The 16052-nt window shown below is 60.9% G+C and carries 12 protein-coding genes and 1 pseudogene; 8 read left to right on the top strand and 5 right to left on the bottom strand.

Annotation, left to right across the window (positions count from 1 at the left end; all coding sequences use genetic code 11):
* The 3 genes from GSQ77_RS21860 (at nucleotide 1) to GSQ77_RS21850 (ending at nucleotide 3711) form a co-directional block, all read left to right on the top strand.
* The gene (locus tag GSQ77_RS21860; RefSeq protein ID WP_158904842.1) at nucleotides 1-1395 is read left to right on the top strand and encodes an ATP-binding protein; all 1395 of its coding nucleotides are present in this window, start codon (nucleotides 1-3) and stop codon (nucleotides 1393-1395) included.
* 176 nt (nucleotides 1396-1571) lie between these two features.
* Nucleotides 1572-3032: a DegQ family serine endoprotease gene (locus tag GSQ77_RS21855; RefSeq protein ID WP_158904841.1), complete on the top strand. Its 1461-nt coding sequence runs from the start codon at nucleotides 1572-1574 to the stop codon at nucleotides 3030-3032.
* Between the two features lie 247 nt (nucleotides 3033-3279).
* Nucleotides 3280-3711, top strand: a complete 432-nt coding sequence (locus tag GSQ77_RS21850; protein WP_158904840.1) for a carboxypeptidase-like regulatory domain-containing protein — start codon at nucleotides 3280-3282, stop codon at nucleotides 3709-3711.
* A gap of 11 nt (nucleotides 3712-3722) precedes the next feature.
* On the opposite strand, the gene GSQ77_RS21845 is transcribed toward GSQ77_RS21850, so the two are convergent.
* Nucleotides 3723-4379, bottom strand: a complete 657-nt coding sequence (locus GSQ77_RS21845) for a TetR family transcriptional regulator (RefSeq protein ID WP_158904839.1) — start codon at nucleotides 4377-4379, stop codon at nucleotides 3723-3725.
* Nucleotides 4380-4901: 522 nt separating this feature from the next.
* On the opposite strand from GSQ77_RS21845, the gene GSQ77_RS21840 reads away from it, so the two are divergent.
* From GSQ77_RS21840 to fghA, 5 genes are all read left to right on the top strand, one after another.
* Nucleotides 4902-6125: an efflux RND transporter periplasmic adaptor subunit gene (locus GSQ77_RS21840; protein ID WP_158904838.1), complete on the top strand. Its 1224-nt coding sequence runs from the start codon at nucleotides 4902-4904 to the stop codon at nucleotides 6123-6125.
* Nucleotides 6126-6140: 15 nt separating this feature from the next.
* Entirely contained in the window at nucleotides 6141-9320 is a 3180-nt protein-coding gene (locus tag GSQ77_RS21835; protein WP_158904837.1) for an efflux RND transporter permease subunit, read from the top strand.
* A 1-nt stretch (nucleotide 9321) separates the two neighbouring features.
* Nucleotides 9322-10887, top strand: coding sequence for an efflux transporter outer membrane subunit (locus tag GSQ77_RS21830; RefSeq protein ID WP_158904836.1), 1566 nt, complete (start codon nucleotides 9322-9324; stop codon nucleotides 10885-10887).
* A 19-nt stretch (nucleotides 10888-10906) separates the two neighbouring features.
* Nucleotides 10907-12013, top strand: a complete 1107-nt coding sequence (locus GSQ77_RS21825) for an S-(hydroxymethyl)glutathione dehydrogenase/class III alcohol dehydrogenase (protein ID WP_158904835.1) — start codon at nucleotides 10907-10909, stop codon at nucleotides 12011-12013.
* Nucleotides 12014-12109: 96 nt separating this feature from the next.
* A complete protein-coding gene (gene fghA / locus GSQ77_RS21820; protein ID WP_158904834.1) occupies nucleotides 12110-12955 on the top strand; it encodes an S-formylglutathione hydrolase in 846 nt (281 codons plus the stop codon).
* A 5-nt stretch (nucleotides 12956-12960) separates the two neighbouring features.
* Here the strand turns inward: fghA and GSQ77_RS21815 are convergent.
* From GSQ77_RS21815 to GSQ77_RS21800, 4 genes and pseudogenes are all read right to left on the bottom strand, one after another.
* Nucleotides 12961-13184, bottom strand: a pseudogene (locus GSQ77_RS21815) (taurine ABC transporter permease); the annotation flags it as partial.
* Between the two features lie 12 nt (nucleotides 13185-13196).
* Nucleotides 13197-13988 (bottom strand): metal ABC transporter permease, encoded by a 792-nt coding sequence (locus GSQ77_RS21810; protein WP_158904833.1) that lies wholly within the window; start codon nucleotides 13986-13988, stop codon nucleotides 13197-13199.
* On the bottom strand, nucleotides 13981-14790 hold the full coding sequence (locus GSQ77_RS21805; RefSeq protein ID WP_158904832.1) for a metal ABC transporter ATP-binding protein: 810 nt from the start codon (nucleotides 14788-14790) through the stop codon (nucleotides 13981-13983). Before GSQ77_RS21805 ends, GSQ77_RS21810 begins: the two co-directional genes overlap by 8 nt.
* Nucleotides 14787-15683, bottom strand: coding sequence for a metal ABC transporter solute-binding protein, Zn/Mn family (locus GSQ77_RS21800; protein ID WP_158904831.1), 897 nt, complete (start codon nucleotides 15681-15683; stop codon nucleotides 14787-14789). Before GSQ77_RS21800 ends, GSQ77_RS21805 begins: the two co-directional genes overlap by 4 nt.
* Nucleotides 15684-16052: the final 369 nt, after the last annotated feature.

The following is a 16052-nucleotide window of genomic DNA, read 5'->3' as shown; positions in this document are numbered from 1 at the left end:
ATGCACTCGATCCGGCGTCGTTTGCTGGTCACGCTGCTGGCCACGGTATTGGCCGGCGTCGCGTCGGCCGGCTGGTTGATTTACCGGCAGGCGCAAACCGAAGTCAACGAACTGTTCGACTATCAACTTGAGCAGACCGCGGCGGCCTTGCCTTCCGAACCGTTTTCGTCGGTGCTCGGCGCGAATCAGGACCAGGACGGCGGCAGCGTGGTGATTCAGATCTGGAGCCGCACCGGCAACCTGCTGTATTACTCGCATCCGCGCGCGCCGCTCGCGCCTCATGCCGAGCTTGGGTTCTCCACCGAGCATACGATGCGTGGCGACTGGCGCGTGTACGGCGCGGTGGTGGGCGACAACGTCGTACAGGTCGCGCAGCCGATGAGTATCCGCAATGAGCTTGCCGCGCTGACGGCCTGGCACACGCTCTGGCCGCTGCTGATCCTGTTGCCGGTGCTGGGCGTGCTGGTCTGGTTTGTGGTCGGACGCGGGTTGCAGCCGTTGCGCCGCGTCACGCGTGCGGTCGACGCGCGTCATCCCGACGCGCTCGACGCGATGCCCGACAGTGGCCTGCCAGTTGAAGTGCGGCCGCTGGTGCACGCATTGAACCGGTTGCTCAAGCGCTTGGCGGATGGGCTGGATACGCAAAAAGCGTTTGTCGCCGATGCCGCTCACGAACTGCGTACCCCATTGGCGGCGCTCAATTTGCAGGTGCAATTGCTGGAACGCGCCCATTCCGAGCAGGAGCGTCGCGAGGCGCTGGGCGATCTGAAGCAGGGCGTGGTGCGAGCCACGCGGATGGTCGAGCAATTGTTGGCGCTGGCGCGCGCCGAACCGGCGGCCGGCGGCGCGAACACTGCCGAGTCACTCGCCGCGGGGAGCGCCGGGGGGCTGAGGGTGACTGCGCCGAGCACGTGGACGGAGGTCGATCTCAAGGCACTGCTCTCCGAGTGCATCGCCGCCTATACCGCGCTTGCCCTGCACAAAGGTCTGGACCTCGGATTTCCGGAAACGGGCCAGGCGGCGGCCCCGGTGAAAGTGACAGGCGACGCCGCCAGTTTGCGGGTGCTATTTAATAATCTGGTCGACAACGCGCTCAAATACACGCCTGCAGGCGGGTGCATCGACGTGGCGGTGCGCGAGTCGGACGGCCATGCGCTGGTCGAGATCTGTGACACCGGACCGGGCATTCCCATTGGCGAACGCGCGCGTGTGTTCGACCGGTTCTACCGCGGCCCCGGTTGCGTCGATCCGGCCAGTGATAGCAGCACCGATACGGCCGCCGGCAGCGGGCTGGGGCTCGCGATCGTGCAGCGCATTGCCAATCAGCACGGCGCCAGCATCACATTGGACGAAGGCCCCAAGGGTGTCGGCTTGCGCGTGACGGTGCGTTTCTGAAGCCGCGAGTTCCGCCCCGCAACTGAGGTTACCCAACCGGGTTTGCCAACGGAAGCTACGCATTTGAAGCTATCTGTCGCCGTGATAGCCTTATTTAAGTTTGCTTTAAGAGACTCCTTCTATCGTTGCATCATCGTCTAGCACGATCGGTCATTTGGAAAATCTAGGAGTACATGATGAAGACGAAGATTCTGTCGCGTAGCGCTGTTGCGATCGCCGTAGTTGCTGCGCTATCCGCGGGTTACGTGGCCGGTCATCGCGGGGTCGAGCCGCCCGTGCTGGTCACGCCCGCGCAAGCCGCGTTGATGCCTGCAGAGGCCGCCGCAAAAACCGGTGTCCCCGATTTTTCAGGACTGGTTGAGACCTATGGCTCGGCCGTGGTGAACATCAGTGCCCGCCATCAAGGCAAGGCCGCGCCCCAGGCACAGCAGCAACAATTGCCGCTCGATCCGAGCGATCCGTTCTATCAATTCTTCAAGCACTTCTACGGCGGTGCGATGCCGCAAAACCAAGGGCCTAGCGAAAGCCTGGGCTCGGGTTTCATCGTCAGCCCCGATGGCTACATCCTGACCAACGCGCACGTGATTGACGGCGCCAACGTCGTGACCGTGAAGCTGACCGACAAGCGTGAATACACCGCCAAGGTGATCGGCAGCGACAAGCAGTCCGATGTCGCGGTGCTGAAAATCGATGCCAAGAATTTGCCTATCGTAAAGATCGGCAACCCGAATCAAAGCAAGGTCGGCCAATGGGTGGTGGCGATCGGCTCGCCGTACGGCTTCGACAATACGGTGACCTCGGGGATCATCAGCGCCAAGGCGCGCTCGTTGCCCGATGAGACCTACATTCCGTATATTCAGACCGACGTGCCGGTCAATCCTGGTAATTCGGGTGGCCCGCTGTTCAATCTGAACGGCGAGGTGATCGGTATCAATTCGATGATCTACAGCCAGACCGGTGGCTTCCAGGGTCTTTCTTTCGCAATCCCGATCGATGCCGCAATCAAGGTCGAACAGCAGTTGGTGCAAACCGGGCATGTCGATCGCGGCCGTATCGGCGTGACGGTGCAGGAGATCAATCAGTCGCTGGCGAAGTCCTTTGGTCTTTCGAGCCCGCGCGGCGCGCTAGTGAGCGCGGTCGAGCCCAACGGTCCGGCGGCCAAGGCGGGGATCAAGGCGGGCGATGTGATCTTGCAGGTTAATGGCGAGGCCGTGCAGGACTCGACCGATCTGCCTTCACAGATCGCCAATTTGAAACCGGGTACGCAAGCGCAGTTGCAGATATGGCGTGATGGCGCGGGGCAGGAGCTTGCGGTGACGCTGGGCAAACTGTCCGACGCCACGGTTGCCTCGAATACGCCGGATGCTCCGCAAGGCAAGCTCGGCGTTGCTGTGCGCGCGTTGACCCCGCAGGAGAAGCAGGAGTCGTCGATTGCTCAGGGTTTGGTGGTCGAGCAGGCGAGTGGGCCGGCAGCCAACGCGGGCATCCAGGCTGGTGACGTGATCCTGGCGATCGACGGTCAGCCGGTCAGTTCTCCGACCCAGTTGCGCGACCGGATTGCCAAGGCCTCGGGCAGTGTCGCCTTGCTGATCCAGCGCGACGACACGCGCATATTTGTCCCGGTCGATTTGGGCTAGAGAGCTAGGAAGGCGCACGGGCGGCCGTGGGCGGGTTGAACTTAAGGGCCGACGGCCGGGTCTGATGCGGGTATGGCTCACTATCCAAAGGCGGGTCGCTTAACGTATGATCCGACGCAGATGTGCCGCGTGGATGTTGAAAGGCGCCGCCGCGCGCGACCCGACTATTCTGTTTAGTGACCGGCGCGCGATGCAGTGCGCGCCGCTCTAGCCTCTCTAAACCTTGCATCAAGACAGGAGTGTAGTCATGACGAAACTCAAGCAACGCTGGTTTGCCGCGCTCGCGTTAAGTGCGGCTTGTGCCGTCCCCTTTGCCGCTCACGCGCAGGACGACACCGGCGGTTTGCCGCAGCCGTTGCACCAAGGCGACGTGACGTTCGTGACGGGCGGGGTGGGGTTGGACGAATCTCAGGCGCTGCGCACCGAGGCGCCGCGCTGGCCGCTGTCGATGCGGTTCACGGGCGCAGGCGCCGATTACCTCGCGGACGTTCATGTCAAGATTACCGACGGCGGTGGCACGGCCGTGCTGCAGGCTGATTCGCGCGGACCGTACATGCTGGTTCAACTGCATCCCGGCAAATATACGGTCAAGGCCACTTACGACGGTCATGACCAGACCCGCTCGGTCACGATAGGCCGGAATGGTCATCAGAAGCTCGATTTTTCGTGGAATGAGTGAGCGGGCTCGGGTTAGCGGGCTTTTTTAGCCAACGGATTTTTGCGTAACACCGGGCTGGTCTTCAGCATGTCAAAGCAGGCTTGGACCACCTGCTCGGCTTTTCCTTCCAGATCGATGCATCCCGGCGTGAACAGCCAATCGCTGAGCAAGCCGGTAATCATGGCATGCATCAGACCGGTCGCAAGATGCGTATCGAGGTCAGGATGCAACTGGCCTTTCGCGATCGCATTCTTCAAACCCCCTTCCAATCGTTCGCGGCCCTCGCGCACATTGAGCTGGTGACGCGCCACGACATCGCCCATGTCGTCGGTAAATTCGCATTTGAAAAACAGAATATCCAGAATCCGGCGGCGGCGCGGGTCGAGCAGCGTATCGCGCAAGCAATGGACCAGCACGTCTGCGATTCGGCCGAGCGGGTCCGGCTCGCGCGCATCCAGCGTGGCCGCGACCAGTTCGTCGAGCGGCAATTTGACGCGATCGAACATCGCTGCAAATAAATCGGCTTTGTTCTTGAAGTGCCAGTAGATGGCGCCGCGCGTTACGCCGGCCGCGTTTGCGATATCGGTCAGCGAGGTGCGCGATACGCCTTGCCGAAAGAACACGTGTTCCGCGGTATCGATGATGCGATTGCGAGTCTCCAGCGCTTCTTCTTTGGTTTTTCTGGCCATCGCCATCACCCGTTGTAATGCAAGTGTAATGGCCCGCTGAGGCAGGCCATTACCGCGAGCGTGAAGCTGCGTGTGTCTGCTGTTCGACGATAGTCCGGTTCGTTACCGGGTGTTTCAATGCGAAACATACATCCGTGAATGTATATATAATACACGGGGTTGGTATTGAGTTGAAGCATGTTGCATGCGTACGCACGGTTCGCCAGGTAAATGATAGGTCTGCGTTCAACGATGCGCTCGATTTATGAGCGGAATACGGGCGTCATACTGATCGTTTATGCTGTTGTGTTTTCGAGCGGCGTGGGCGTAGCGGTTTGTAGCGACACCGCCATGCTTAGGGTTGTCACGGCCACCCGCCAGATTCCTGATCGACTTGGTTTTAATTTTCGGCCGGACTCGTACCTGTCCGGCCGCGTCCTTATGGGCGCTGCATTCTAGAGGCGTGTGCGTGGTTGCAGGCCGCATGGTTGGGCCTACACGTCGCAGCTTTTTTATCCATTGATACAAGACAGAGGTCGCTCCATGCGCGTCTATCGGGTTCCGTTCCGTTTAGCTTCCCCCGTCGTTGCTGCCACCAGTGCAGCGGCGTTGTTCATGCTCGCGGCCTGCGAGCAAAAGGCAGCACCGCCGGCACCGCAGATTCCCGAAGTATCCGTGGTGACCGTGCAGCCGCAGAGCGTGGCCGTGACCACGGAACTGCCGGGCCGAGTGAACTCGTACCTGGCCGCCGACGTGCGCGCGCGGGTGGACGGCGTCGTACTGCGTCGTGAGTTTGTCGAAGGCTCTGATGTCAAGCAAGGCCAGCGCCTGTACTTGATCGACCCGGCGCCGTCCCAGGCTGCCTACGACAGCGCGGTTGCCACCTTGCAAAAAGCGCAGGCCAACGTGGTATCGCTGGCTGCTCAGGCGGCGCGATTCAAGACGCTGGTTGCGGCTAACGCAGTCAGCAAGCAGGACTACGACAATGCTGTCGCTTCGCTGGGCCAGGCTCAGGCCGACGTGGCATCCGGTAAGGCCGGCGTCGAAACGGCTCGCATCAACCTCAGCTACACGTCGGTGGTGTCGCCCATCACCGGGCGCATCGGCAAATCTGCCGTGACGCCGGGTGCGTATGTGCAAGCCAGTGCCGCAACCTTGCTCTCGACCGTGCAGCAGATCGATCCGGTCTACGTCGACTTGACCCAGTCCAGTCTCGACGGGCTGCGCTTGCGCCGCGACTTCGTCAACGGAAAATTACAGGTGGACAGCCAGAATCGCGCCAAGGTTTCGTTGATCCTTGAAGATGGCACGCCCTATCCGATCACGGGCACTTTGCAGTTCTCCGACATTTCCGTCGATTCGGGCACGGGTTCCGTGGACGTGCGGGCGGTATTCCCAAACCCGAGACATGAACTGCTGCCCGGCATGTTCGTACGCGCGCGGCTGACCGAAGGTTCGAATGATCGCGCGATGTTGGTGCCGGAAGTCGGCATCACGCATAACCCGCAAGGCCAGGCAACCACGTATGTGGTCGGGCCCGACAACAAGGTCAGCCTGCGCGTCGTGACCGCAAGCCGCACGATAGGCGACAAGTGGGTGATCGACGCCGGCCTGAACCCGGGCGATCGCGTGATTGTCGCGGGCGTTCAGAAAATCCAGCCGGGCGGCACTGTCAAGCCTGTGGAGCTGGAACAACCGGCAGCGCCGGCCGCAGCATCCCAACCGGCTGTCGCAGCGAATGCCGCGGCGACGCAAAAAGCGCAATAACAGGGAGCCAGCTTCATGGCCAAGTTTTTTATCGATCGCCCGATTTTTGCTTGGGTGATCGCAATTATCCTGATGCTGGTAGGTGGCCTGTCGATCGTATCGCTGCCCGTCGCCCAGTATCCGACCATTGCGCCTCCGGCGGTTCAGATCACTGCGGTTTATCCGGGCGCCTCGGCGTCCACGGTCGAAAATACCGTGACGCAGGTGATCGAACAGCAAATGAACGGGCTGGATCACTTGCTGTATCTGTCGTCCACCAGCGATGACAGCGGCACTGCAACCATTACGCTGACCTTCGCGGCCGGCACCAATCCTGACATCGCCCAGGTTCAGGTGCAGAACAAGCTGCAACTGGCCACGCCGCTGTTGCCGCAAGTCGTGCAACAGCAAGGTACGAAGGTCACGAAGTCGAGCAGCAGCTTCTTGATGATTCTGGCGTTCGTTTCAGAAAACAACAGCATGAGCAAGTACGACCTGGCGAACTACGTCGCGTCGCACGTGCAGGATCCGGTCAGTCGGCTCAATGGTGTAGGCACGGTGACCGTGTTCGGCACCCAGTACGCGATCCGGATCTGGCTCGATCCGAACAAGCTCAATAGCTATGGCTTGACGCCGGTCGACGTTACCGCCGCCGTTGCGGCGCAAAACGTCCAGATTGCCGGCGGGCAGCTCGGCGGCACGCCAGCGCAGCCTGGGCAGCGGTTGACCGCGACCATTACCGAAGCCACCTTGCTGCGCACCCCTGCGCAGTTCGGCCAGATTCTGTTGAAGGTCAATACCAACGGTTCGCAGGTGCGTTTGAAGGACGTTGCGCGGATCGATCTGGGCGGCGAAAACTTCAACGTCGACACCAAGTACAACCGCAGCCCGGCCGCCGGTTTCGGTATTCAACTGGCGACCGGCGCGAACGCCTTGCAAACGGCGAATGCCGTGCGCCAGAAGATCGATCAGTTGTCGAAGTTCTTCCCACCGGGAATGGCCGTCAAGTATCCGTATGACACCACGCCATTCGTGCGGCTTTCGATCGAGGAAGTGATCAAAACGCTGTTCGAGGGCATCGTGCTGGTGTTCCTCGTGATGTACCTGTTCTTGCAAAACTTGCGCGCCACCATCATTCCGACCATCGCGGTTCCGGTCGTGCTGCTGGGTACTTTTGGCGTCATGGCGGCGCTGGGCTTCTCGATCAACACCTTGTCGATGTTCGGGTTGGTATTGGCGATCGGGTTATTGGTCGACGATGCGATCGTGGTGGTCGAGAACGTCGAGCGCGTGATGGCCGAGGAGGGCTTGTCACCGAGGGATGCGACCCGCAAGGCCATGGAGCAGATTACGGGTGCGCTGGTCGGCGTGGCGCTGGTGCTGTCGGCCGTGTTCGTGCCGTCGGCGTTTTCGAGCGGTTCGGTCGGTGCGATTTACCGGCAGTTTGCGCTTACCATCGTCGCGGCCATGATTTTGTCGGTGCTGGTCGCTTTGATCCTGACCCCCGCGCTGTGCGCCACAATTCTCAAACCGATTCCCCAGGGCCACCACGAGGAGAAGACAGGCTTTTTCGGCTGGTTCAATCGAAACTTCAACAAAGGCCGTGACCACTATCACAATGGCGTGAGGGGCGTGATACGTCGCTCGCGTCGCTGGCTGGTGATTTATGCGGTGATCGTTGTCGCGGTCGGTTTGCTGTTTGTGCGCTTGCCAACTTCGTTTCTACCCCAGGAAGACCAGGGCACCTTGTATATCCAGGTCCAGACGCCACCTGGAGCAACCCAGGAACGCACGCAGCAGGTCCTCGATACGGTTGCCGATTACTTGCTCAAAGACGAAAGTGATGTGGTCGAGGCGGCTTTCGAAGTTGACGGCTTTAGCTTTGCCGGCCGAGGCCAGAATTCCGGCCTGTTGTTCGTGCGCCTGAAAGACTGGAAGTACCGGACCGCGGCGAATTTGAAGTCGGATGCCTTGGTCGGCCGGGTGTTTCGCCACTTCGCCGGATTCAAGGACGCGGTGATCATCCCGATCAACCCGCCTTCGATTCCGGAGTTGGGCACGGCTTCCGGTTTCGACTTCGAACTCGAAGATCTTTCCGGATTCGGGCATGACAGGCTGATGGCCGCGCGTAACCAGTTGCTCGGGCTGGCGGCGAAAGATCCCGTACTCACGCTGGTACGTCCGAACGGTTTGAACGACAACCCGCAATTCAAGGTCGACATCGACCACGAGAAGGCGAGTGCGCTTGGGCTGAATTTAGCGACAATCGACCAGACCTTCTCGATCGCGTGGGCATCGCTCTACGTCAACAACTTCCTCGATACCGACAACCGGATCAAGAAAGTGTACGTGCAGGCTGACGGGCCGTTCCGGATGAACCCTGAAGACATGAACGCGTATTACGTGCGCAATGCGCAAGGCAATATGGTGCCGTTCTCGTCGTTCGCCTCGGGCAAGTGGATTTACGGCTCGCCAAAACTGGAACGCTTCAACGGCATTTCCTCGATCGAAATCCAGGGTCAAGCGGCTGCGGGCAAGAGCTCGGGCGACACCCTGAAGACCATGGAGCAGCTCTTCACCAAGCTGCCGCCGGGCTTCGGTTTCGAGTGGACAGGCCTGTCGTTCCAGGAAAAGCAGTCGGGCGCACAAGCTCCATTGCTGTACGCCATTTCGATTCTGGTGGTGTTCCTGAGCCTGGCCGCTTTGTACGAAAGCTGGTCGATTCCGTTTTCGGTGATCCTGGTGGTGCCGCTGGGGATTATCGGTGCGTTGTTGGCCACGACGATACGCGGTCTTTCGAACGACGTGTATTTCCAGGTCGGCTTGCTGACCACCGTGGGCCTGTCGGCGAAAAACGCGATTCTGATCGTGGAATTCGCCAAGGATCTGCAGGACAAGGGCATGAGCGCGATGGATGCGGCCATGGAAGCGGCGCGCTTGCGGTTGCGCCCGATTTTGATGACCTCGATGGCCTTCATACTCGGCGTGTTCCCGCTAGCGATCAGTAACGGCGCCGGTTCCGGCAGCCAGCACGCGATCGGCACCGGCGTGATCGGCGGCATGTTGACCGCAACGTTCCTGGCGATTTTCCTGATCCCGATGTTCTTTGTGGTCGTGCGCGAGAAGTTCAGCAAGGCCAAGCCTGCTGTACCCAACCCGCCGCCAAGCGAACCCGACGAACCGGGCCCGGGCACGGCAGACAAGGTGGGACTCTAAGATGCGAAATTTTTCCTTACCCCTGACCCTGGCTGCGGCCGCCATCACCGCGGGCTGCACTTTGGCGCCGCATTACGTGCGCCCCGATGCGCCCGTGTCGGCAACCTTCCCGACCGGCGAAGCGTATCGCGGACAGGCGTCCAATGCCGAATCGGGCACACGCGCTGGCGCGCTCGCCGCTTCGGACATCGGCTGGCGCAATTTCCTCGGCGATCCGCAACTGCAAAAGCTGGTTGAGCTGGCCCTGCGCAATAATCGCGACTTGCGCGTCGCGGTGCTCAATATCGAGGTATCGCAGGCTCAGTATCGGATTGAACGCGCGAACCTGTTCCCGCAGATTACGGCGGCCGGCTCGCAATCGCGTTCACGCACGCCTCCTGGTGTGTTCTCGGCATCGAAGTCCAGCGGCGGCGTGAGCACCACCACGGGGCTGGGCAGCGTGAGCAGCGGCGCCATCACCAATATTTACAGCGTGGGCTTGCAGGCGCAGTGGCAACTGGATTTCTTCGGGCGTCTGCAAAGCCTGAAGGACCAGGCGCTTTACCAGTACCTATCGACGGCTCAGGCGCGCAAGGCGACCGAAATCCTGCTCGTGTCCGAAGTCGCAAACCAGTACCTGGCGATGCGCTCGGACGACGAGGCGTTGAAGGTGACCCAGGACACGCTGCGTAGCTCGCAGGATTCGTATCGGCTTGCCAAGGCGCAATTCGACGTGGGCACCGGCACCGAACTGAGTTTGTTTCAGGCTGAGACCGTGGTCGATCAGGCCCAGGCCAATTACCAGGCGCAGATCCGGGCGCGTGCACAGGCGGAAAATGCACTGGTGCTGCTGGTCGGCCAGCCGTTGCCGGCCGATCTGCCGGCGCCGCTTACGCTGGACGACCAGCGTATTCTCGCGGACATCCCTGCGGGCTTGCCTTCGGATCTGTTGACGCGACGTCCCGACATCATCGAGGCGGAAAACACGCTGCTCGCCAACAATGCCAATATCGGCGCGGCGCGCGCGGCGTTCTTCCCGACCATCGTGATCACCGGCACGGGTGGCACCGAAAGCACGACGCTGGGCGGTTTGTTCAAGCCGGGCTCGGCCAACTGGGCGTTCGCGCCCGATATCACGTTGCCGATTTTCAACGCTGGGTCGCTGCGCGCCAGCCTGGATATCGCGAAGACGCAGAAGAAAATCGCGGTCGCGCAGTATGAAAAATCGATCCAGACTGCGTTCCGTGAAGTTTCAGATGGCCTGGCCGCGCGCGGCACGTATGATGAACAGATTGTTGCGCTTGAGAAGGATGTCTACGCCAACCAGCGTTCGCTGGATCTGTCGTTGCTGCGCTTTAATAGCGGGGTCGACAGTTACTTGCCGGTGCTCGCGGCGCAGACGGCCCTCTACAACGAACAGTTGACCTTGATCGAAGCGCGCCTGGAGCGACTAACCAATCTGGTGAGCTTGTATGAGGCGCTCGGTGGCGGATGGCTGCAGAATAATGGCGAGCCGCCACGCGATGCCGATGCGCCGGCTGAGGTGGATCAACCCGCCAGCGCGCCGAAGGCCGGCGCTGCCGGCTGATTTTTCGGGAGCAGATACGATGAAAACGAAAGCCGCTATTGCGTGGCAAGCGGGCAAGCCGCTGACGATAGAAGAAGTGGAACTCGATGGCCCGCGCGCGGGCGAGGTCCTGATCGAAATCAAGGCGACCGGCATCTGCCATACCGACTACTACACGTTGTCGGGCGCCGATCCGGAAGGCATTTTCCCAGCGATTCTCGGTCATGAAGGCGCGGGCGTGGTGGTCGATCTGGGCGAGGGCGTGCGTTCGCTGAAGAAAGGCGATCACGTGATTCCGCTCTACACCCCTGAATGCCGTCAGTGCAAATTCTGCCTGTCGCGCAAGACCAACCTGTGCCAAGCCATACGCTCGACTCAAGGGCGCGGTTTGATGCCGGATGCGACGTCGCGGTTTTCGCTGGACGGCAAGCCGCTGTTTCACTACATGGGCACGTCGACCTTTTCCAATTACATCGTGGTGCCGGAAATCGCGGTCGCTAAAATTCGCGAGGATGCGCCGTTCGATAAGGTTTGCTATATCGGCTGCGGTGTTACGACCGGGGTGGGGGCCGTGGTGTTTTCGGCCAAGGTCGAAGCCGGCGCCAATGTGGTGGTGTTCGGTCTGGGCGGCATCGGTTTGAACGTGATACAGGCGGCGCGCATGGTCGGCGCCGACAAGATCATCGGTGTCGATATCAACCCGGCGCGCGAGGCGCTGGCGCGCAAGTTCGGCATGACGCACTTCATCAACCCCAAGCAAACCGAGAACGTAGTCGACCACATCGTGCAGCTTACCGATGGCGGCGCCGATTACAGCTTCGAGTGCATCGGCAATGTCAACGTGATGCGCCAGGCGCTCGAATGCACGCACAAGGGTTGGGGGCAATCGTTCATCATCGGCGTGGCGGCGGCGGGTCAGGAGATCAGCACGCGGCCGTTCCAGTTGGTGACCGGACGCGAGTGGAAAGGCTCGGCGTTCGGCGGTGCGCGCGGACGTACCGATGTGCCGAAAATTGTCGATTGGTATATGGAAGGCAAGCTCAATATCGACGATCTGATTACGCATCGGCTGCCGCTCGAACGCATCAATGAAGGTTTCGACCTGATGCATAGCGGCGAGTCGATTCGTTCGGTGGTGCTGTATTAGGCTGGTGTTTTGCTCGGCGGGCGCTTGTAGCCGCCGCTCGTAGCCACTTGCAGCCGCTTGCTGTCGCTTGTTAAGCCCCACTCATCGGAAGCCGTGATGTTCGAACTCATTGCTGAACACGCCAGCTTCGGCGGCGTGCAGCGGTTTTACCGCCACGCCTCGACGCAGATCGGCTTGCCGATGCGTTTCGCTGTCTACCTTCCGCCGCAGGCGAGCGCGGGTCCGGTGCCGGGGCTGTTCTATCTGTCCGGATTGACCTGCACCGAAGAAACCTTTGTGATCAAGGCCGGCGCTCAGCGCATGGCCGCGCAACTGGGTCTCGCGCTGATCGTGCCCGATACCAGCCCGCGTGGCACAGGTATCGAGGGCGAGAGCGCCTCATGGGATTTCGGCGCGGGCGCCGGCTTTTATCTCGATGCCACTGAACAACCGTGGGCGCGTCACTACCGGATGTACTCGTACCTGGTAGACGAATTGCGGCCGGCCGTAAGCGCCGAGTTGCCGATCGACGACGCGCGCATCGGTATCTTCGGTCACTCGATGGGCGGGCACGGCGCACTCACACTAGCGCTGCGCAATCCGACCTTGTTCCGCTCGGTGTCGGCCTTCGCGCCGATCGCCGCGCCCATGCAATGCCCGTGGGGTGAAAAAGTATTCTCCGGCTACTTGGGCGCGAATCGGGAAAGCTGGCGGCAGTACGATGCCAGCGAACTGATGCTGAGTCGGGGCCGCACCTTCGAGGCAGGCATCCTGATCGATCAAGGTCTCGCCGATAGCTTTCTTGCCGAGCAACTGCGTCCCGAGATATTCGAAGCCGCCTGTGCCACCGTGGGCCAACCACTGACCTTGCGCCGTCATGCGGGCTACGATCACGGCTATTATTTCATCTCGACCTTTATCGACGATCACCTTAAGCATCACGCGAGCGTGCTCTTCGCCTGAGCTCATCACATGCGCCCTTTCCATGGCGTCAGCTTCGCTTCGATGCGGCGCATCAGCAGGTCGAACAGATAGGCCAAGATACCGATGATGCCCATCACGACGATATCGGTACGCAAGAAATTCGATGCGTTCAACACTATCTGACCGGCAGGATCACCCATGCGATGATTTGCCAGCGGCTGCCGCCCAGCGAGTATGGGGCGTTGATCTGCTCGATCGGTACGGCGCGCGAGTCATCGACTCAGGCGCGTCTACGGTGCACGACGATGCTGGCTCCGTACACTACGGCACTCAACGCAGTAATCCAGAAGCTGGTGGGCCAGTTGGTGTAGTAAGCCAGGGTGAGCCCGCCCCACGCTTGCAAGAGTGCGAGCACGGCCGCGATCGCGACCCCTCTGCCCAGCCGCGTCGTGAGGTTTTGCGCGGCGGCCGCAGGTCCCACCATCAAGGTGAACACGAGCAAGACCCCGACGATTTGCGCGCAAGCGGCAGTGGCGAGCGCCACTACGGCCAGAAAAATCACCGACACAAAGCGCAAGGAAATGCCCTTGGCTTCCGCCAGTTCCGGTTGCAGCGTGGCGAACACGAGCGGTCGCAACATCAATGCGATGGCGCTCAGGCACACCACGCCAAGCCCGAGCAGGATCGCCAATGTGTCGTGATCGACGCCGAGCACGTTGCCGAACAGCAGCGCGGTCGCTTGAGTTGCGTAAGCCGTAAAAAAATGCAGAAACAACAAGCCTGTCCCGAGCGAGAGCGACAGCACCACGCCGATCGCGACATCGCGCCCGGCGAGCTTGCCGCCCAACAAGCCCATGCTCACGCCTGCGGCAAGCGTAAAACCGATCAAGCCCCACAGCGGCGAGACGCCGATCAGCACCGCGCCGGTTGCACCCGTAAAGCCCACGTGCGAGAGCGCATGGCCGGCGAAGGTCTGCTCGCGCATCACCAGGAAAAAGCCGACCACGCCTGACATCAGAGCAACGATGCCGGCCGCCGCGAAGGCGTTGATCATGAAATCATATTCAAACATCGTGGGAGTGTCCGACATGGGCTGCGTGCTCGACTTCATAAGCACCGGACATCACGAAGATGCGGCCATGCAAGCGTTCGACTTCGATCGGCGCACCGTAAAGACGCGACAAGACAGGCCCGGTAATCACATCGTCGACGGTGCCCAACGCTGCGTGCCCGTGGCCCAGGTAAAGAACCTGGTCGAGCGCTCCGAGCAGCGGGTTCAGTTCATGCGCGCTGAATAGAACGGTAATGCGCAAGCGCTGTTGCAGTTCGCGCACCAGCTCGACCACGCCGCTTTGATGGCTCGGGTCGAGGCTGATCAGCGGTTCGTCGAGCAGCAGGATGTCGGGTTCGCCGAGCAGGCATTGCGCGAGCAGCAGCCGTTGACGCTCGCCGCCGGAAAGCTCCGCGAGCGGACGTGCGGCCAATTTGGTTGCGCCGACTTGCGCGAGCGCGCGATCGACTTCGTGTTGCACCCGGGCATCGGGCCAGGGGCGGCCCCAGTGATGCCCCAACGCGGAGCTCAGAACGAAATCGCGGCCGCGCAGGCGTCGCACGGCGGCGCTGGTTCGTACCTGAGGCAAATAGGCGATGCGTGGATTGCCGCGCTGCAGCGGTTCGCCCAACACGCGTAGTGTGCCTTGCGCCGGTGGCACGAGGCCAAGCAGCGCGCGCATCAGTGTGGTCTTGCCGGCGCCGTTAGGCCCCAGCACACCGATAAACTGGCCGGGCTCTATCGCCAGGCTGACATCGCTCAGGATGGTACGTCCTGACAGCGTCAGCGTAACGTGATCGAGCTCGACGGCCAGTGCTGTCATGGGACGAAACTGGCCAGCGCAGTATCGAGCGCGTTGAGTTGCGACAGCATCCAGTTTTGATAGCTCATGCCCAGGGGTTCGGTTTCAGTGACTTTGACGGCGGTAATGCGCGAGGCTTTGGCCAAGGCCTGCATCCGGCGCGTAAGTGCGCTCGAAGCCTGCGCATTATAAAGCAGCACCTGCACTTTGCGCCCTTTCAGATCGCCCTCGAAGGCCGCGATATCGGCGGCACTCGGCTCCGTGTCGTTCATGATCGCAATCTGGAAGCTGTCATTGCGCACCGTCAATCCCACGGCTTGCGCCATATAGCCAAATACGGGTTCGGTCGCGGTGACCGGGCGGCCCGCATATTTCGCGCGCATATCGGCCACCTTGGCGTCAATCGGCTTGAGCGAGGCGATAAAGGTCTGGTAGCGCTGGTCGTATTCGGCTTGATGGGCCGGGTCGGTGCGATTCAGAAAGTCATGCAGCGTGCTGGCCAGCGTGGGCATGGTCTGCGGGGCGTACCAGATATGGGGGTTATCGCCCGATTTCTTGCCGACCAGGTCGGCGACGACGACCACCTGCCGATCTTTCGACGGGGATGCCTTGAGCAGCTTTTCCATCCAGGGGTCGTAATCAGCGCCGCTATACACGACCATTTTGGCGCGCGCGAGCGAGCGCGCGGTACGCGGGTCGGCTTCGAATAGATGAGGATCCTGGTCGGGGTTGCTCAGGATGCTGGTGACGTTGACGTGTGCACCACCGAGTTGCTTGGCTACGTCGCCATAAAAATTCTCGGCGGCGACGATCTGGACCGTCTGAGCCGGCGCTTGCGCAGCGGCGGGCGTTTGGGCGACTGCGCCGAGTGAAAGTGCGCATAGCGCGGCGAACGCAAGCAAGCGTCGTTTCATGATGAGCCTCGTTGGAAGGGGCGAGCGTGGGTCAGCTCGGTGCGGAATTGTTCGTGGTCAAAATGATATAACGTTTCAATTCATTTCGGTAGCTTTCCCCCTGTTAGAACTTATTTTGCGGGTTCTGGGCGTCGGGACGCGCAGTTACTTCGCGGGGTTACTTGGCGAGATTACCAGGCGGGGCTACTGGGCAGCGTTACTTACTATGCGCGGTTACTAGGGTTAACAACGATTTAACTAATCGTAATTGATTTTACTATACGTAAATTCACGCCGGCGGGTGGGATGAGCTTTTGTCTGAACGATTTGATAGATACCGTGAGCAGCGGGTCTGGCTTACCAGGCGCGCACATCAGCGCATATCCGCAC

Origin of the sequence: Burkholderia sp. L27(2015), assembly GCF_009765705.1 — a bacterium.
Lineage (GTDB): Bacteria > Pseudomonadota > Gammaproteobacteria > Burkholderiales > Burkholderiaceae > LMUX01.
The sequence above is the reverse complement of the archived record's forward strand: the minus strand, read 5'-3'. Positions and strand labels throughout refer to the sequence as shown.